Annotated in this window: 17 protein-coding genes; 10 read left to right on the top strand and 7 right to left on the bottom strand. The window is 45.8% G+C overall.

Annotated elements, in window-relative coordinates:
- Positions 1-371: 371 nt before the first annotated feature.
- Positions 372-1,871, bottom strand: coding sequence for a C69 family dipeptidase (locus H7R39_RS04605; RefSeq protein ID WP_185898149.1), 1,500 nt, complete (start codon positions 1,869-1,871; stop codon positions 372-374).
- A 212-nt stretch (positions 1,872-2,083) separates the two neighbouring features.
- Between H7R39_RS04605 and rpmI the strand changes: the two genes are divergently transcribed.
- Together rpmI and rplT are read left to right on the top strand one after the other, a co-directional pair.
- Positions 2,084-2,275, top strand: coding sequence for a 50S ribosomal protein L35 (gene rpmI, locus H7R39_RS04600; RefSeq protein ID WP_002944195.1), 192 nt, complete (start codon positions 2,084-2,086; stop codon positions 2,273-2,275).
- An 82-nt stretch (positions 2,276-2,357) separates the two neighbouring features.
- Positions 2,358-2,711, top strand: coding sequence for a 50S ribosomal protein L20 (gene rplT / locus H7R39_RS04595; RefSeq protein WP_002944116.1), 354 nt, complete (start codon positions 2,358-2,360; stop codon positions 2,709-2,711).
- A 227-nt stretch (positions 2,712-2,938) separates the two neighbouring features.
- Here rplT and H7R39_RS04590 read toward each other — a convergent pair whose 3' ends face one another.
- The 3 genes from H7R39_RS04590 to H7R39_RS04580 form a co-directional block, all read right to left on the bottom strand.
- The gene (locus H7R39_RS04590) at positions 2,939-3,358 is read right to left on the bottom strand and encodes a TOBE domain-containing protein (protein ID WP_185898478.1); all 420 of its coding nucleotides are present in this window, start codon (positions 3,356-3,358) and stop codon (positions 2,939-2,941) included.
- Positions 3,359-3,674: 316 nt separating this feature from the next.
- The gene (locus H7R39_RS04585) at positions 3,675-4,667 is read right to left on the bottom strand and encodes an iron-sulfur cluster assembly scaffold protein (protein WP_185898148.1); all 993 of its coding nucleotides are present in this window, start codon (positions 4,665-4,667) and stop codon (positions 3,675-3,677) included.
- Between the two features lie 342 nt (positions 4,668-5,009).
- Positions 5,010-6,188 carry a NifS family cysteine desulfurase gene (locus H7R39_RS04580; protein WP_185898147.1) on the bottom strand — a complete coding sequence of 393 codons (1,179 nt, stop codon included), beginning with the start codon at positions 6,186-6,188 and terminating at the stop codon, positions 5,010-5,012.
- 427 nt (positions 6,189-6,615) lie between these two features.
- On the opposite strand from H7R39_RS04580, the gene H7R39_RS04575 reads away from it, so the two are divergent.
- The gene (locus H7R39_RS04575) at positions 6,616-7,716 is read left to right on the top strand and encodes a hypothetical protein (RefSeq protein ID WP_323874594.1); all 1,101 of its coding nucleotides are present in this window, start codon (positions 6,616-6,618) and stop codon (positions 7,714-7,716) included.
- A gap of 158 nt (positions 7,717-7,874) precedes the next feature.
- On the opposite strand, the gene H7R39_RS04570 is transcribed toward H7R39_RS04575, so the two are convergent.
- From H7R39_RS04570 to folE, 3 genes are all read right to left on the bottom strand, one after another.
- Positions 7,875-8,555, bottom strand: coding sequence for a hypothetical protein (locus H7R39_RS04570; protein WP_185898146.1), 681 nt, complete (start codon positions 8,553-8,555; stop codon positions 7,875-7,877).
- Positions 8,556-8,668: 113 nt separating this feature from the next.
- Positions 8,669-9,973: a flagellar protein export ATPase FliI gene (gene fliI, locus H7R39_RS04565; protein WP_185898145.1), complete on the bottom strand. Its 1,305-nt coding sequence runs from the start codon at positions 9,971-9,973 to the stop codon at positions 8,669-8,671.
- Positions 9,973-10,575 (bottom strand): GTP cyclohydrolase I FolE, encoded by a 603-nt coding sequence (folE, locus tag H7R39_RS04560; RefSeq protein WP_185898144.1) that lies wholly within the window; start codon positions 10,573-10,575, stop codon positions 9,973-9,975. The genes fliI and folE overlap by 1 nt, the downstream gene beginning before the upstream one ends.
- A gap of 139 nt (positions 10,576-10,714) precedes the next feature.
- Between folE and tig the strand changes: the two genes are divergently transcribed.
- From tig to purN, 7 genes are read left to right on the top strand one after another with little or no spacing between them, the layout of a single operon-like run.
- Positions 10,715-12,031, top strand: a complete 1,317-nt coding sequence (gene tig / locus H7R39_RS04555) for a trigger factor (RefSeq protein WP_185898143.1) — start codon at positions 10,715-10,717, stop codon at positions 12,029-12,031.
- On the top strand, positions 12,031-12,621 hold the full coding sequence (clpP, locus tag H7R39_RS04550) for an ATP-dependent Clp endopeptidase proteolytic subunit ClpP (RefSeq protein WP_002949394.1): 591 nt from the start codon (positions 12,031-12,033) through the stop codon (positions 12,619-12,621). Before tig ends, clpP begins: the two co-directional genes overlap by 1 nt.
- 10 nt (positions 12,622-12,631) lie before the next feature.
- Complete coding sequence (locus H7R39_RS04545) at positions 12,632-13,669, top strand: GGDEF domain-containing protein (protein WP_185898142.1); 1,038 nt, start codon at positions 12,632-12,634, stop codon at positions 13,667-13,669.
- Positions 13,666-14,178: a peptide deformylase gene (def, locus tag H7R39_RS04540; protein WP_185898141.1), complete on the top strand. Its 513-nt coding sequence runs from the start codon at positions 13,666-13,668 to the stop codon at positions 14,176-14,178. The genes H7R39_RS04545 and def overlap by 4 nt, the downstream gene beginning before the upstream one ends.
- A complete protein-coding gene (locus H7R39_RS04535) occupies positions 14,175-15,695 on the top strand; it encodes a YifB family Mg chelatase-like AAA ATPase (protein WP_185898140.1) in 1,521 nt (506 codons plus the stop codon). The genes def and H7R39_RS04535 overlap by 4 nt, the downstream gene beginning before the upstream one ends.
- Complete coding sequence (locus H7R39_RS04530; protein WP_185898139.1) at positions 15,692-17,113, top strand: NAD(P)H-hydrate dehydratase; 1,422 nt, start codon at positions 15,692-15,694, stop codon at positions 17,111-17,113. Before H7R39_RS04535 ends, H7R39_RS04530 begins: the two co-directional genes overlap by 4 nt.
- The gene (purN, locus tag H7R39_RS04525) at positions 17,095-17,676 is read left to right on the top strand and encodes a phosphoribosylglycinamide formyltransferase (RefSeq protein WP_185898138.1); all 582 of its coding nucleotides are present in this window, start codon (positions 17,095-17,097) and stop codon (positions 17,674-17,676) included. Before H7R39_RS04530 ends, purN begins: the two co-directional genes overlap by 19 nt.
- Positions 17,677-18,208: the final 532 nt, after the last annotated feature.

Genomic DNA, 18,208 nt, shown 5'->3' with positions numbered 1-18,208 from the left:
GGCAACCCGATTTCCTCAAACTAAAATAAAATTTATAAAAAACCCTGCTAAATAAATTTCGCCCAAATTTCAGATGCTGCTTCGCTTTGTTTTTAAAAATGCAATTACAATGCGCCCCTCGCGGCGATAGAAATAAATTTATATTAATGTTTAAAAACGTGAAATTATTTAAAAATTCGGCTGTTTTTTTAAAGTCGTTTGCGGTTTTTTTGCTAAGATTAAAGAGTCTCAGGCATGGGGCAAGGCATTAAGCTCATCCTTTGGGGTCAAATTTGAGCCGTATTATAAAGATTTTTAAAAAATAAATCAAGAAGTTTTTATCAAATTCGGGCTAAATTTGAGGCAAGCCGCAGCCCGCCCCTTAAATTTGCCTAGTCTTTTTTGCCTTTGTTTAGCGATTTTAGCTTGGCGTCGGTGTCATCAGTTAGCATCGTAAAGATTTCATTAGTCAAATTTTGCGTTAAAGCCTTGGCTTCCTTCATCATATTTATCGAAAATTCGTTTAGCAGCTTGTTTGCTTTGGCTTTGTCTTTTTTGTAGAGTTTGACGTATTCGTCTTCAAATTTAGCCTGCTTGACCGCGAGCGCGTCCTCAAACTCCTTGTAGGCCTTTTTTACGACCGGCGAATACTTATCGTAGTCCATCATCACGAGAGTTTGCAGTTTTCTATACGTCCAGTAGATCGACTCGTCGTCGGCCTTATACGAGCCTTTGTCGTAGCCGCCTATGAATTTATCCAGCCCGTAGTAATACGGCAAATAAACGCCAAGATCGGACATGCCAAGCGCCACGTAGGTCACTCTGCCGATTTCTTGCGGTAGCCACGGGCGCACCTGCATCACGTGCGACTCGTAGGTTCTAAAGACGCTCACGGCGCGGTAGATGTTTTTTTGATTTTCGTCTTTGCTGGAGTAATTATCGTAGGCGGTGCCGTCGTAGTGGGATCTGAGCGCGGTTTTTAGATCCTGTACGCTTAGCTTTTTAGACGGTTTTAAAAATACCGGATAGTTGCCGCCGTCAAGGGTTTGCTTGTCTTTTAGCTCGGGATTAAACATTTGCTGCACCCAGCAAACGCGCGGATAGTTGTAGGTCATATCTCTCTCGTCGTCTCTGGTGTAGGCTTTCGTAAACTGAAATTCGCCGTCTTTTGCCGGATCGTAGGCGCCGTTATCTTGGGCAAATTTGATTAAATTCTTTGATCCCATGAAATTTGGATCGTTTTCTTTGTAGTTTTGTAGTCTACCTTGGTTTGCGGAGACGAAATACTCGTCTTTTGGTAGCTTAACCGCCATCCAGTGATGACCCGTGCCCGTCTCAAAGTACCAAAGCTCGTTTTTATCCACGAACACTACGCCAAAACCCTCTCCCGCACCCGTAGTTTCTACGATCTCGCCGAGCAGCTTCACGCCCTCGGCCGCGCTTTTCATACGAGGCAGCAAGACGTCTGGGATATCGTCCTCCGTGATGCCGGTTGCTTCGTTATACGGATCGATTTTTAGCAGTTCGTCTTTAGCATATATGGTCTCGGTACCGCTGATGCCAACGCCCGCGTCATTGTAGCCGACCGCGCCGTGAAGCTTGGTGTGGGAGTTTGCTATCGTCGTGTATCTCATGCCCTCTTTTGGCAGCGGATAGGTAAAATCATTTGCCCCATCGTGCGCCTTTGAGCTGTGGACGCCTTTTTGATTGGTTTTTTTGGGATGTATCAAAAACACCTGCGCCTTTATCGCCTTGCTATCGGCGCTCCTTGCTATCAACATAGAGCCGTCGTCAGAGGCTCCCTCTCCAACCAAAATAGTCGTGCAAGCTAGCGCGTTTGCGCAAAACATCGCGCTTATTACCGCCGCAGAGGCGAGAAACTTCATCTTCATCGTTACTCCTTGATTTGAGATAATAAATCTAAGTGAAATTATAGGACTAAAAATATTAATTAAATATAAAATTTAAGCTATTTTCAAGATTGTATTGCAAATTTGTTTTGCGTTTTGACGCGCGCCACGTCAAATTTAAATTTCTTAAAGGAATTTTGGGTATAATCCCACTCTTACGCGTAAGGCGTAAAAGAAATTTTAAAAGGATTAGTATGCCTAAGATGAAGACAGTTCGCGGCGCTGCTAAACGTTTTAAAGTGGGCAAAAACAAGATCAAAAGAGGCTCTGCTTTTAGAAGCCACATTTTGACTAAAAAATCTCGCAACCGCAAGAGAGATTTACGCTCGCCTCAATACGTAGACAGCACAAACGTCGCAAGCGTCAAAGCGATGCTCGGAATTTAAGTTTTTGACGAAAAGTCATTCCAAACTCCCCCGAATTTGGGGCAAGACTCACTCAGTGAGCGCCGATTTGTAAAGGATAAATATGGCAAGAGTAAAAACAGGCGTAGTTAGAAGAAGACGCCATAAAAAAGTTTTAAAACTAGCTAGAGGTTTTTTCAGCGCTAGACACAAACACTTTAGAAAAGCTAAAGAGCAATTAGAAAGAAGTTTGGTCTATGCTTACCGCGACAGACGCCGCAAGAAACGCGACTTCCGCCGCTTGTGGATAGTGCGCATCAACGCTGCGTGCCGCCTAAACGACATTAGCTATTCGCGCTTTATCGCGGGACTTAAAAAAGCAAATATCGAGCTTGATAGAAAAATCTTAGCCGATCTAGCTATGAATGACGCAAAAGCTTTCAGCGAGCTAGCTTCAAAAGCAAAGGCTGCTTTATAATACCCAGGGGCGGTTTCCCGCTCCTTTCTTTTTTAACAAACACTAACTTGTCAATACTTCAAATTTGTCTTTTAATTTATTAAATCAAATTTTTATCGTTTTAATTTTTTGGAATTTTGTTTTTATGTTGTTAAATTTTTAGAAGAACTGAAATAATGTGGATTGAGTAAAATTTGCATCAAATTTGAAATAGCGAGCATTAATTAAAACGCTCGCTACTTAAAGAATTAAGCACCAATGATGATGTGGCTAGCTTTGATTATAGCAGTTACTTCATCGCCAGCTTTTAGAGCTAGGTTTTTAGCAGACTCGTTAGTGATGATAGCGCTTAGCTTATCTCCGCCTGCTATCTCGATATCTACTTCAGCATTTACCGCACCCTCTACTACTTTTACTACCTTACCTTTTAGTTGGTTAGTAGCGCTTAGTTTTAGACCGTTATCGCCTTTAGCCACTATGATAGAAGAAGCTTTAAACAGATAAACTACCTTTTTACCCGCTACTAGATCTAAAGCCTTTTGGCTATCTACGGTTACGGTTGCTTTTACTGTCTCTCCGCCTTGTAGCTTTGCTGCTACTAGAGAGTTTACCGCCCCCTCTCTTACCTCTGTGATTTGAGCTGACAGTTGATTTCTTGCGCTAAACATTGCGTTTTCCTTTGTGATTAAATTTGATTTCGTATTAAAATCTGGATGAATATTAACAACTTAAACTTTTATAAAACTTAAAAAACGAATATGTAAAATTCTAACTTTATCACTAAAAACTCATACATTAACGATTATCGGAATTTTAGGTATTTTGATAAATGAAGTAGAAAAATTTAATTTCGTAAATGGGGAGTAGGGGCAGGTGGTTTTTGGGGTAAATTTGAGTGAAAAAGAGCAGGGCGGCTAAATTAACCGCCCCGAATTTAATCAAATTTGAGCCTTAAGCTGCGTCAAATTTGCCGTCCAAAACAGATCAGATAGGCAGGACGCGGATATTTGGACTGAGGTTTTCTTGCAATACGTTTTCGATCGCATATAGCGTGCCCGTCGCGCCGCTTGCGCAGCCGCTGCAAGCGCCCATATATCTGATATAGACGTCAAATTTGCCCTCGGCGTCCTTTTGCAAATCGAGGATTTCCATATTGCCGCCGTCCATCATCAGCATCGGGCGGATATCCCTATCTATGACGCTCTCGATGGCCTTTAACTGGCCCACGACGGTCATATTTTCAAAGCTCACGTCGTCAAATTTACCCGCAGCCTGCGCGTCGATGAGGGCTTGCTTTTTCTCCCGCTCCATCTCGGCTCTGGTGTCTGCGAGGATATCGACGAGATAATACTCGCGCTTTTCGTGTCCGCCCGGTCGCACGCAGGACTTGCAAAAGGCGCCTGCTTTGGTGTATTGCGTGATCTCCTCGACCGTGTGTAGGTCGTTTAGGCGGATGACCTCTTTGATCGTGCCTAGACTCACGCGCGCGCACTCGCACACGATGATCTCGTCCTCGAAATGCTCAGGATCCACGCCCTTATACTGCGCCGCGGCGGCCTTGATGACGTCGTAGGCCATGACCGAGCAGTGCATCTTTTGCGGCGGGACGGCTGGGGGGTCAGGCGGGTCGCGCATGGCTTTTTCCACGTCGATGTTAGTGATTTTGACCGCTTCATCCACGGTCTTGCCGATGCAAAGCTCAGCCATCGTATCGGAGCTCGCCACCGCTGTGCCGCAGCCAAAGCTCTTAAATTTAGCGTCCATGATACGGTCGGTTTTCTCGTCCACGAGCCAATACAGCCTCACAGCGTCGCCGCAGCTCTCCGCACCAAAATCCGCCACGATGAGCTTGCCGCCCCTTGCTTTAGCCTCGTCCTGCGTTATCTCGCCCATAAATTTGGGGTTATTCATGCGGTCTTGGACGTTTTGTGAGTATTCGTCCCAGATGGAGCCGCCTATTAGATTATTTTTTGCCATTTTATTTCCTTTTTTTTGCGCTTCGTCTTTTGAGCGCTTTTTGTGGAGCTTACTAAAATTTAGCTCGGCGGACTATCTGTCCAGCCTACGCTAAATTTTACCTGCGCAACCCCAAAAATCATCTCAAAATACTTCAGCTTGCACTTTTTATTTAACTCAAATTTGGACTTTTAAAGCTCAAATTTCAATTAAATTTAACTTCAAATTTGAATGTAAAACGATAAGGAGCCGTATTTTTTCTTTAGACGAGGCGGAAATGAGCCGAGCGAGGGCGCGTATACGAAATACGTAACCGAGCTCAGGCGAAATTTCTAACGACGTATAAAGGAAAAAGACGAGCCGTTACTTGCCGTTAGGGCTATAGGCGTACGTGCTTGAAATACCCCTTAACCTCACCACCGCCTTTTTGATATGCTCTATCGCGTAGTCGATCTCTTCTTCGGTATTAAATCTCGACAGCGACAGCCTTAGCGCCGTGTGTGCCAGATCGCTGCTAGCGCCGATGGCTTCCATTATCGGGTTGCTCTCTAGAGTCTCGGACGCGCACGCCGAGCCCGTAGATGCAGCGATACCGGCCTGATTTAGATCCCACAGCATCGCCTCGCCCTCGACGCCTTTGATGGCGGCTAGGATGGTGTTTGGTAGCCTGTGAGCGCGCTCTCCCACGACCGAGACGTCTGGTAGCTGCAGCAGTGCGTCCTCGAGCTTGTCGCGCAGGCGTCTAACGTGCAGATTTTCAAACTCGATTAGTTTGTTGCTGTTTTCCAGCGCTTGCGCCATGCCGACGATACCCGCGACATCGAGCGTTCCGCTGCGTCTGCCGCCCATATGCTCGCCGCCGTGAAGCAGACTCGTTAGCTTTTGCGAATCCTTGATATATAGGCCGCCTACGCCCTTTGGTCCGTGAAATTTATGCGCCGAAAAGCTCATAAAGTCCATGCCCATCTCGCGCACGTTTATCTTGATCTTGCCGACGGTTTGCGTCGCGTCGGTGTGAAACAGCGCGCCGTGCTCATGAGCGATTGCCGCGCACTCTTTTATTGGGAAAATGGTGCCCGTTTCGTTATTTGCCCACATGATGCTAACGAGCGCGGTTTTGTCGTCGATGAGCTTTCTTAGGTCGTTTGGATCTAGTAGGCCGTTTTCGTTTACGGGCACGCGGCTCACGCGAACGCCGTATTTTTTGAGAAACTCGAACGTCGCCGAGATCGCCGGATGCTCGACGGCGCTAATGATGACGTGGTCTTTGTCTTTATTTAATATATGATCGAAAAATACGCCTTTAGCCACCCAGTTATTGCTCTCGGTAGCGCAGCCCGTGACCACGATGTCGTCGTTATCGCTCGCGTTTATGCCTGCATAGAGCTGATCCATCGCGCGGCGAAGCGCCGGGTGCGTCTCGGAGCCAAATCTATGAAGCGAGTTTGGGTTGCCGTATTTTTCGCAGAAAAACGGCTTCATAAGCTCGAAAGCTTCGGGATCGACCATCGTCGTGGCATTGTTGTCTAGATATACTCTCACGCTTGACCTTTATCAATTAGGATATATTTTATCCCTTTTATTTTTGCGACGATAATATAACAAATTTTATAAATTTTTGATTAAAATTTTAGCTTAGTTTTTTCAAATTTAGCCGTTTTTTGATAGAGTTTATATATTGAAATTCCTTATCAAATAAGCAAAATATCGCCGTTTCGGCCAAATTTGAGATAAAAAGATAAAATATATCCTAAACTTAGTTTGATTTCTTAAGGTTTTAGAAAAATTAAAAATTAAAATTTTCGTATTTTGGGTGAAATTCGGCGAAATAAATCCGAATTTGACTCGGCGAAAAGGCAAATTTGAAGTTAAAATTTGCGGTTTTTTAGGCGAGATGGTATAAAATTTAGATATGAAAACTCTTAAAAGAATTTTAAAAATTATTGCTTGGGTTATAGGCGGCGCTTGCGTGGTTTTTGTACTACTCGTATATTTAATCCTAACCTCGCTTTTTTCGATCGATACGCCCGAGGGTTGCGATCCTAGTATGCCCACTGACGCTTGCGATTATATCGATGAAAAATTTGAAAAAGAGCTGCAAAGCTTACCTCCAGTCGCCGCTATGCCGCCCTTAGAAAAAAGACCCGTATTTTGGTTAGGCAAAGGCGATTTTGCGAATGGCGCGAAGTTTGATTATCTATACATTAAGGATGATTTTGGAGTCTGGCTTAGATACAAAGACGACGACCGCGACGACTTTTTGCTACAAAAAGATATGCCGGGGTTCTACTATGGATACGACGAGATCGACCGCTCGCCGGATTTAGATTGGGTGAAAAGAGAGCTTGGATATTACAGATATGGTATCTACGATATTTCGCTTTTTGAAAACGAAGCCAAGATATTTTCTCAAACGGCGTATAAGGTCGTGAGAAAATTTATCGGTTTCTTTAATCTACACTCTATGAGAGGCACCTCTTTTGCGGCTCCGCAAGGCACCGAGGAAAATTTAAATGCCATAAGCGAGCTTCAAACTCCGCTTGCGGATTTTCCGCAAAAACCGAACTACTCTGGGCTCGGTTGGGCTGATAAACCAGAAGCCAGAGGCTATGTCGGAGATGAAATAGCCAAAAAGCTCGCTCGCAACGTCTTTGAGATAGAGGGCGAGGGTTGGCGCCAAACCATCCGTATAAACAGCCGCGCCAAAGATATAAAGGTAATCTGCGGCGATGAAATTTGCCTCGCGCTTACCTTTGGCGAGGACAAATTTAGCCGCTGCGATAACGACGCCCCGCATACGACTATCTATACGCTAAATTTAAAGCAAAAATTTAGCGATTTTTCGACGCTTTCTAGCGAGAATTTTAACTACGTCAAGCTCGGCGATAAATACACTTTAGACGACGTGAAATCTTTTAAAATAGTTTTATCTAAATTCAGATATTTTAAAGGGTATAACAAAGGTCGCGAAATCACGGACTACGAGGTTATCTTGCGAAATAGCGAGGGTGAGCAGGTCAATGAAATTTGCAGAAATGAAACCGAGAAACTTGACAACCGCACGCAGTAAATCAAAACTCGCGCCGCAGACTTGAGACAAAGGCGGTAAAATCTCGGCGCGCAAAACCCGCGCCTTTAAGATCTAAATTTTACGGCGACCCGGGATAAATGCGTATCCTTACTCGGTTAAATTTGAAGCGAGATAAAGACTAAAGTAGGCGTTAAATTTTACGGCTGCTGAAGGTTTCTGGCGTCGTAAAATTTAATCGTCCAAGGCGCGTTCGCGACGTCTGTGTCCAGCTTTGACGCAAAATACTCCCGCACCGCGGCGTAGTCTGATTTTGAGATGAAATAAATATTTATAACGCTCGTGTCGCTAAAGATCGCAAGGTTGCAAAAGTAGCTTAAATTTGCGTCCTTATCAAAGGCTCTGAGCACGCATTTGGCGAAAAAAATCAGCGCATAAAAAATAAATGCGGCCAAGACGAACATAAACGGGATTACTATCGCGGAAAGCGGATTTTTCGGTATCGCTCCTAAAATTTGATAGGGCGATTTTCGCATTTGGGCGATATCTGCCAAATTTATCGTTACTCCTCTTTTGGTTTGGAAAATTTTATCCTCGTAAAGGTAAACGAGCGAGGGATTTTTGAGTTTTTTGATTAGGTCGGCGGCAGCTAAAGCGTTCGCAAGAATCACGGACGCAAACATCCAAATAAACCCGCGGGTTCGCATTGCTTCCGCTGCGAAAACTTCCCAAAATGAGCCGCTTTGCCAGTCTACCATACCGCTAAAAAATATCAAAAACGTCATAAAAAGGTTAAAGCCGAGCAAGAATACGCAACTAAGTGCGATAACGTAAAAATCGTCCTGTAAAATCAGCGGATTTTCGTCGTAGTTTCTGCTCAAATTTGATCCTTTGTGCTCCGCTCGATAAAAATATTCGGCTTAAATTTAACCCGTCAAATTTAAAGCAAGAAGGATAAATCGTGCTCAAATTTGCCCGAAAAGCCTAAATTTGACTAATTTATCCCGCCTAGTAACTCTTGCGTCTGCTCGAAGCTAAAGCCCTCTTCGGCGTCTTGTTTTAGGAAGTTATCTATAAATTCTTTTTTTGAGATAGCAAGGTCAAGCTCTTTGTCGCTGCCTTTTTGATACGCGCCGATGCGTAGCAATACTTCGTTTTCTTTGAGGAGCGAGTAGAGGCGCTTTAGCTTGGCGGCGTTTGCCCTGTGCTCTTTGGTCGCGATGTCGCTCATCACGCGCGAGGCGGAGTTTAGGATGTTTATAGGCGGATAGATGCCAAAGTCCGTCATCTCGCGGCTAAGCACGATGTGGCCGTCTAGGATCGAGCGACTCTGGTCGGCTATCGGATCGCTCATATCGTCGCCGTCTACAAGCACCGTGAAAAAGGCCGTTATGCTGCCCTTGCCCTCCTCTTTGCCCGCGCGCTCCATCAGCTGCGGTAGTAGGGTGAGCACGGAGGGCGGGTAGCCCTTGGACGTCGGCGGTTCGCCCAGCGCCAGCCCGATCTCTCGCTGCGCCATGGCAAATCGCGTCACGCTATCCATGATGAAAAGCACGTCTTTGCCTTGGTTTTTGAAGTATTCGGCCACGCTCATCGCGCAAAACGCGCCGTATTTTCGCATTAGCGGGCTATCGTCGCTGGTGGCTACGATGACGACGGTGCTGCTTAGATCGCCGTGTAAATTTTTCTCTATAAACTCGGGCACCTCGCGGCCGCGCTCGCCGATGAGGGCGACTACTTTGATCGGAGCTTGCGAGTTTTTCACTATCATGCCCATGAGCGTACTTTTACCTACGCCAGAGCCCGCGAAAATGCCCAGTTTTTGACCTTTGCCGCAGGTTAGCAGCCCGTCGATGCTTTTAACCCCGACGCTAAAAATTTCATCTATCAGCCCGCGTTTCATCGCATCGATCGGAGCTCGCATTATCGGGGCGTACTCGGTGGCGGCGATCGCGCCTTTGCCGTCTTTTGGATTCATAAACGGATCGACTACGCGCCCTAAAAGAGCGTCGCCGACGGGGATTTTCATGCCCTGGTCGCTTTGATAGACGAAGTCGCCGATCTTGTAGCCTTCTACAAAGCCAAAGGGCGAGATGAGCGCGGTATTTTGCCGTACCTCAGTCACCATCGCTAGCCCGCTTTTGCTCTTGTCTTTAGCGCAAATTTGCACGATGTCGCCGATGCTGGGGCGAAGGCCCGAAATCTCTATCGTCGTAGCAGAAATTCGCTCGATCACACCAAAGACGCTAGAGAGAGATAAATTTGCGCCCAGCTTTGATTTTAAACTATCTAAACCCACTAAAATCTCACTTCTTTGTGCGAATTTATAAGGGAAAAAAACTCGCGTCTAGTCTCGCTACTTTTTAAAAAGCAGCCTCGCAGCGCAGATGTAGTCGTGGTCGAGTTGATCTTGCCTACGCCTCGCATCTCCACGCACATGTGGCGCGCCTCGATGACGACGCCCACGCCTTTTGGCTTGATGACCTCTTGCACGGCTTCGGCTATCTGTTCGGTGAGCTGCTCTTGGATCTGCAGGCGGCGAGCGAAGATATTTACCATGCGCGGGATTTTGCTAAGGCCCACGACCTTGTGGTTTGGGATGTAGGCTACGTGCACGCGCCCGAAAAACGGCAACAAATGGTGCTCGCAAAGGCTGTAAAATTCGATATCGCGTACGAGCACCATTTCGTTATTTGAGCTGTCAAACAGCGCGTCGTTTAGTACGACTTTGGGGTCTTGCGAGTAGCCGCTCGTTAAAAACTCGTAAGCTTTAAAAACGCGCTCGGGAGTTTTAACCAGCCCCTCTCTATGCGGGTCTTCGCCGACTAAATTTAGCATCTGCTCGACGCAGCTTTCAAACTTTTCTCTTTTTAAATTCTCATTTTTTAAATTTTCTTGCATTTGCGTTCCTGATTAATTTTGCTATTTAAATTTGATAAATGATTTTACTTAAATTCGCCTTTCGCGCGCTTAAATTTATACTATGAATAAGGAAAATTTTGCTACACTCTAGGAAATTTTTATTTTTTAAAGGAATTTAATGCAAATCAAAACCAAGGCGATCGACGCCGTAAATGCTTCGCTAAGTGCGAAAATACCGAGCACGGACGTAAAATCCAAACTCGAAAACGCTGCTAAAAAAGCTGCGAAAAATATGAAAATAGACGGATTTAGAGCGGGCAAAGTGCCTGTGAACGTGGTGCTAAAACGTTACGAAAAAGAACTAACCGCCGATGCTGAGCAAGACGCGCTAAAAGATGTCATAGACGCTGGACTAAAAGAGCTAAATAGAAAATTTAAAGAGGTTATCGGCGAGCCGATCGTGACAAAATTTGATAGAGGCGAAAACGAAATAGACGCGGAGATAGAGCTTTCGTTTAAACCGGTTATAAACATCGACGGATACGAGGAGCTAATAGAGAGCGTCAGCACTCCGCGCGTAACTAAAAAAGAGATCGACGAGAGAAAAAACGAAATTTTAAAAATGATGGCTCCGCTAGAAAAAATAGAAAAAGCCGCACTTGAAAAGGGCGATTTTGCTAAATTTGACTTCGAGGGCTTCGTGGACGGCGAGGCGTTTGAGGGCGGCAAAGCCGAAAACTACCTGCTAGAAATCGGCTCGGGCCAGTTTATACCGGGCTTTGAGGACGGTATGATCGGGCTAAAAGTCGGTGAAGAGCGCGACGTGAAGGTTAAATTCCCTGCCGAGTACGGCGCTGCGCACCTTACGGGCAAAGACGCGACGTTTAAAGTAAAACTACACGAAATCCAAGGTAAAAAAGTGCCTGAAGAGATCGACGAAGAGACGCTAAAACGCATCATGCCGGGCGAGGAAAAGGTAAGCGTCGAGCTATTTGAAGAGAGACTAAAAGAGCAGATCAAAGCCGAGAAGCACGCTAAAAACGTAAACGAGGAGCTAAAGCCTAAATTTGCCGACGCGATCGTGGCTAAATTTAACTTCGACGTGCCGAAAAATATCGTAGAACAAGAGATGGATATGCAATTCCGCAGCGCTTGGAGCAACTTTACGCCTGAGCAGATGGCTAAATTTAGAGAGGATAAAGACGCTCTAACTAAACAGCGCGAGACTTACCGCGACGACGCCGTAAAAAGCGTTAAGCTAACGTTTATAATAGACGAACTAGCGCGCCGCAGAGATATCAAGGTAAGCGACCAAGAGCTGATCCAAGCGGTGTATTTCGAGGCGTATCGCTCGGGCGTAGATCCGAAACAGCACCTTGAAAACTATAAAAATCAAGGAATTTTACCTGCGATCAAAATGTCGATGATCGAAGAGAAGCTATTTAACGAGATGTTTGCGCTAAAGAGCGATAAGAAAGAGAAAAAGGCGGAGTAATGAGCTACTACATCCCCTACGTCATCGAGCGTACGAGCAAGGGCGAGAGAAGCTACGACATCTACTCGCGCCTGCTAAAAGACCGCATAATAATGCTTAGTGGCGAGATCGAGGACGGTATGGCGTCTGCGATCGTGGCTCAGATGTTGTTTTTAGAGGCTGAAGACCCGGATAAAGATATCTATCTATATATAAACAGTCCTGGCGGCGTGATAACGAGCGGATTTAGCATTTACGATACGATGAACTACATCAAGCCCGACGTCTGCACAATCTGTATAGGTCAGGCAGCGTCTATGGGCGCGTTTTTGCTTAGCTGCGGGGCGCAGGGCAAGCGTTATGCGTTACCAAATTCGCGCATCATGATCCACCAGCCTTTAGGCGGCGCGCGCGGACAGGCGACGGATATAGAGATCCAGGCGAAGGAAATCTTGCGTATGAAAGAAATTTTAAACGCGATCCTAGCTAAAAATACGGGTCAAAAACTAGCTAAAATCCAAAAAGATACCGACAGGGACTTTTTCATGAGCTCTGCAGAAGCCAAAGAATACGGGCTTATAGATAAAGTTTTGGAGAAAAGCTTTAAGTAAAGAGTAGAATTTGATAAAGTTAGACAACAAAAAAAGCGAAAACGTAGTAGTAAAAAAAGAGGATGAAAAGGCCGTAGAGGGCGAGTTAAACATCTACGGCTTTTCCGAGGCGATCATTAAAGAACTAAGCGAGGAAAACATCCCCTCGATACCAAAAAACTACACCATTTTTTTTGAAAAGATGCTTGAAAAGCAGCCTGATGATTTTAAGAAAAAAGTCGGCGAGATCATAAAGATCGAAGAAGAGATTAGTAGACTCGAAGACGATAGGCAAATAAACATCGAGCGCGAGGTAAAAAATAGCTTCATGCAGATAAAAAGCATGTTGCAAGCCGTAGGACTCATCTATAAAAATTTGACTATCCTAAGAACTATAATAAAAAAACGCTCGAGCATACTAGAGCCAAACATCAGCTTGCTAAGCTTGCAAAATATGTTTAACGCCTTTAACGAAGACCTAAATAGGCTAAATTCGCTGATGGGTAAGCATATCGAAGTGATAAAAACTAGCTACGAAGAGGTCAGTAAGGTCTTTAAGGTCGTAGAAGAGCAATCCATCTACGATCCTAAATTTGACATCTACAACAGAAAGTTTTTCCTAAAAACGCTCGAAACCGAAGTCGGAAATATCGAAAAATACAGCTACGAATCATCCGTTATGCTCATAAAACCAAAAGAAGCAGCCTTAAAAGATATCGGCTCAAAAGGTAGACTAGCGCTGCTAAAAAATATTTCTAGGATGTTGCTACGCACATCAAAACGAAGCGATATCTTGGCGCATTACGGCGATGGGTGCTTTGCTATGCTGATGCGGCACACAGATATGGTCGGTGCGCAAAAGGCCTGCGAACGTATCACCGAGATGTTTTACGAGACCTCGTTTATACTAAAGGGTGAGAAATTCGAGTTTGACATGGAGGTCGTTGCCTGCAACCTAAGAACCGATAAAACTGTCGCAGAGCTACTATCTGCAGCCCTTGATACTCTCGTAAAAACCGGCAGAGACGGTAAGCGCTACGAGATTTTAGACGAGAAAGCGGCTAAATGATACTAGAAATCCTAACCTATCCGAACAAAAAACTCTTCGTCAAATCGCTTGAAGTTAAAGTTTTTGACGACGAGTTGCATAAATTTTTAGACAACATGTATGAGACCATGATCGCTAAAAACGGTATCGGACTAGCCGCCATCCAAACTGGCGAGGCTAAGCGAATTTTGATCATCAATTTAGTTGACGAAGAGAGCAAAGAACAGCGCAAAGAGGATCTGCTAGAAATCATAAATCCCAAAATTTTACGCAAAGAGGGCGAGATAATATATCAAGAAGGCTGCCTTAGCGTGCCCGGATACTACGAAGACGTAAAAAGAGCCGAGTTTATAACGCTTGAGTATCAAGACCGCTTCGGCGAGCGTAAAGAGCTCGAGGCCGACGGGCTTTTATCGGTCGCGATTCAGCATGAGATGGATCACCTCGATGGGCACCTTTTTATCGAGCGTATTGGCTACAACAAACGCAAAAAATTTGACAAAGAGTATAAAAAGCAAAAAAACGCATGAAAGCCCTAAAATGCGCCACTTATAATGACGAATTACGGCTTGTGGACGTCGAGTCCAGCTTTAACCGCGGTTTGCCTGCACTTAATATCGTAGGGCTTGCGGGAGCTTCGATCAAAGAGAGCGCCGAGCGCGTAAAATCAGCGCTTTTATCGTTAAATTTCTCCTTCCCCGCGCAAAAAATCATCATAAATTTATCCCCCTCGGATATGCCAAAATCCGGTAGCCACTTTGACCTACCCATTGCGCTTTTAATCGCTTTGCAAAAAGAGCGCGATTTTGAGCCTATTTTTGCGTTCGGCGAGTTGGGGCTCGACGGCGGCGTCAAAAGTACGGCTAGCCTTTTTTCTATCTTACTTTTTTTGAGCGCGAAAGCGCCAGGTTCTCGCGTGCTGATCCCGCAAGAGATAGCGCAAAAAGCGGGCGCCATACCGAATTTAGAAATTTACGCCGTTTCAAATTTGGCCGAGGCGATCAAATTTTTCCTAGAGCCCGAATTCGCCGTCTCGCGCAGAGTCGGCGCCGTTCATCCGCTTTTTTCAAATTTAATCAAAATCGGCGAAAAAAGCTTCATAAAAAATCAAAATTTCGAGCTAAATTTTAGCGACGTAAAAGGCCAGAGTAGGGCAAAAAGAGCCTGCCTGGTGGCTGCTTGCGGTATGCACAATATTATCTTTGAGGGAAGTCCCGGGTGCGGCAAGAGTATGAGCGCCAAGCGCCTGCGATACATTTTACCGCCGCAAAGTTTGGATGAGATTTTGCTCAGCTGCGCTTACAGCTCGCTAAATCAGCAGGAGAGCGAATTTTCTGTACTCCGCGCCTTTCGCTCGCCTCATCACACGAGTACGCGAAGCTCGATATTTGGCGGCGGATCGAGCTCGGCTAGGATCGGCGAGGTCGGACTAGCTAACGGTGGGATTTTATTTTTTGACGAGCTTCCTCACTTTGCGCCGCAAATTTTAGAGAGCCTACGCGAGCCGCTGGAGGACTATAAAATCAACATCTCGCGGGTAAACTCAAAGGTCACGTATGAGACCAAATTTATGTTCGTAGCCGCGATGAACCCTTGCCCTTGCGGTAATCTACTCTCAAAAAATCTAGAGTGCAAATGCTCGGAGCTCGAGATCAAGCGCTATAAATCGCGTATTTCGGCACCCGTGCTTGACCGCATCGACCTTCACGTGCAGATGGACGAGGTGGCTGCGAGCGATAAAAGCGACGTCACGAGCGAATCGATGCAAGATACCGTGCTGCGCGTGTTTGAGACGCAAATCTCGCGCTCTCAAAGCGAGCTAAATGGCAAGCTTGGCGACGAAGAGATAGCTAAATTTTGCATTTGCGACGACGAGGCGAGCGGCGTGCTAGATCACGCAACGCAGAGATTTTCACTCAGCCGCCGCGCTATCAATAAAACCCTAAAAGTTGCTCGCACGATCGCTGATATCGATGGCTCGCGCGTCATCAAAAAGCCCCATATTTTGGAGGCTTTGAGCTACCGAGTGAAGCAGGAGGGCGCATGAAAAAGCTATTTTGGGATACGGCGGAGCTTGACGCTAGAGCCGTGAGCGAGTTTGGGCTTAGCACCGAAGTGCTGATGCAAAACGCTGCTAACGCGTTAGCTAACGCCGTGCGAAGTAAGTTCAAAAAAACATCGACCAAACGCCGTAAAATTTTAGGCGTAGTCGGCAGCGGAAATAACGGCGCAGACGTGCTCGCCGCGCTTAGACTTTTGGGCGGTAAATTTGATTGTTTCACGTTTTTGGCGAGCAACAAACAAAACGAAACGTCAAAAACCGAGCTAACTAGAGCGCTAAAATGCGGCGTAAATTTGATCTCAAATTTGACGGAAAGCGGCGAATTTGACTGCATCATCGACGGGATTTTCGGAACCGGACTTAGCCGCGAGCTAGACGAGCGGACGATAAATTTGATAAATCTACTAAACGAAAAACCCGCCTATAAGCTTGCCTGCGATATCCCGAGCGGTCTTGATAAAAACGGCGTGCTGCAAGGCGCGGTCTTTAAGGCCGATACGACCGTGACGATGGGCGCGCTAAAGTCGGCGCTTTATAGTGACTTTGCAAAGGATTTCGTCGGGCGCGTAAAGGTCGCAAATTTGGGCCTTCCTCGCGAGCTGTACGAGACGGGGACGAGCTTTTATAAACTTGGAAAAAGCGATTTAAATTTGCCATTTCGCACTAAGCAAAACGCTAACAAGGGCGACTTTGGGCATGTGTTTGTCGTTAGCGGCCAAAAGGGCGGAGCAGCGCGTATAGCGGGACTTGCCGCGCTAACGATCGGTGCGGGGCTCGTTAGCGTCGTGGGCGAAAATTTAAACATTGAGCCAGTTTTAATGCAAAGTGCTCGCATAACGCCCAAAATGGAAGTCGGAGCCGTCGGTATGGGGCTTGGCGAGCTTGATGAGGCGCAAAAAGACGAGCTTTTTAGCGAGCTAAAAACAAAAGACGCGCTCGTTATCGACGCCGATCTTTGCTATGAGCCGCGTACGCTTGAGCTTTTAAGCAGCGAAAAAATAGTGATAACGCCACATCCAAAGGAGTTTGCGAGCCTGCTAGAGCTTGCGAATCTAGGCAAATTTGACGTCTGCGAAGTGCAAAAAAATCGCTTCAAACTCGCTCAAGTTTTTAGCCGAAATTTTAAATGCGTGCTTGTGCTAAAGGGCGCAAATACGCTAATCGCGCAAGGCGGCGAGGTCTACGTCATGACGCATGGAAGCGCTACGCTCGCAAAAGGCGGCAGCGGAGACGCGCTAAGCGGTATCGTCGCGGGACTACTCGCGCAGGGTTACGACCCGCTAAACGCCGCGATCTCGGGCGCGTTAGCTCACGCGTTAGCCGCTCGCGAAATCAAAATCAACGACTACGCGCTCACGGCCGCGGACGTCATCAAAGGACTCAAATGCTTACGAAAAAAATAGCGGTTTTATTTAGCGGCGGCGGCTCGAATTTGGAGGCGATTTTAGAGAGGCTGCACGGCAAAGTTTTTGGCGAAACCAGGATCGAGGTCGCGCTAACGCTAACAAATAAAGCTAACGCAGGCGGCATAGCAAAAGCCGCAAAATACGGCCTGCAAAGCGTCGTTACCGAGCACGTTAATTTTGCCTCGAGAGAGGAGTTTGACGCTGCGGTCGTAGCACAGATAAAGCGTGCTAACGTCGATCTAACGGTGCTTGCGGGCTTTATGCGCATCCTTACGCCAGTTTTTACGAGGCAGATTCGCGCGATAAATTTGCATCCGTCGCTACTACCGCTTTTTAAGGGCGCGCACGCGATAAAAGAGAGCTTTGAAAGCGATATGAAGGTGGGCGGCGTGAGCGTGCACTGGGTCAGCGAGGAGCTAGACGGTGGCAAGATCATCGCTCAGCGCGCGTTTGAAAAGAGCGCGGGAATGAGTTTTGAGGATTTTGAAGCTAAAATCCACGCGATAGAGCATGAAATTTTGCCTGAAACTATCGTGCAAATTTTAACCGGCAAAGAATAAAATTTGGCGTTTAAATTTGAGTCAAATTTATGATTTTTGCGAAGCAGGCCATAAATTTAGCCAAATTTCGACTTGTAAATTTCAAATTTTCGCGCACGTTTTTTACGCTACGTCAAATTTAAGGGCGTAAATTTGTAAAATCGTCGCAAATCACAAACTTCGCTTGGCGGTTAAAACATCAAAAACGTTATTTTGCTTTAATACGGTGCTTTTGCGTCTCTTGCTAAAATTAAAAATCAAATTTGGCGGCGGGTGTTTGCGCTAAATTTGATCTCGAAATACGTCTGTAAATTTGATCGTAATTTGCCTTCTTGCTTGCAAATATTGCCAAAACAGTAAATTTGAAACGGAAAATTCGTAAAATCCGCAAAATGTGTACTCTGGATAAAATGATGTAAATTTGACCGACTTTGTGCGTCGCTCAAATTTGAAATAAATTTATGTCTTTGAATGTAAATAATTTATATAAGGGTTGCGTCGTGCGCCAACGGCAAAATCAAGCGCAAAATTTGAAGCAAAACAAGTAAATTTT

The organism is Campylobacter massiliensis (assembly GCF_014253065.1).
GTDB classification, from domain to species: domain Bacteria; phylum Campylobacterota; class Campylobacteria; order Campylobacterales; family Campylobacteraceae; genus Campylobacter_A; species Campylobacter_A massiliensis.
The sequence above is the reverse complement of the archived record's forward strand: the minus strand, read 5'-3'. Positions and strand labels throughout refer to the sequence as shown.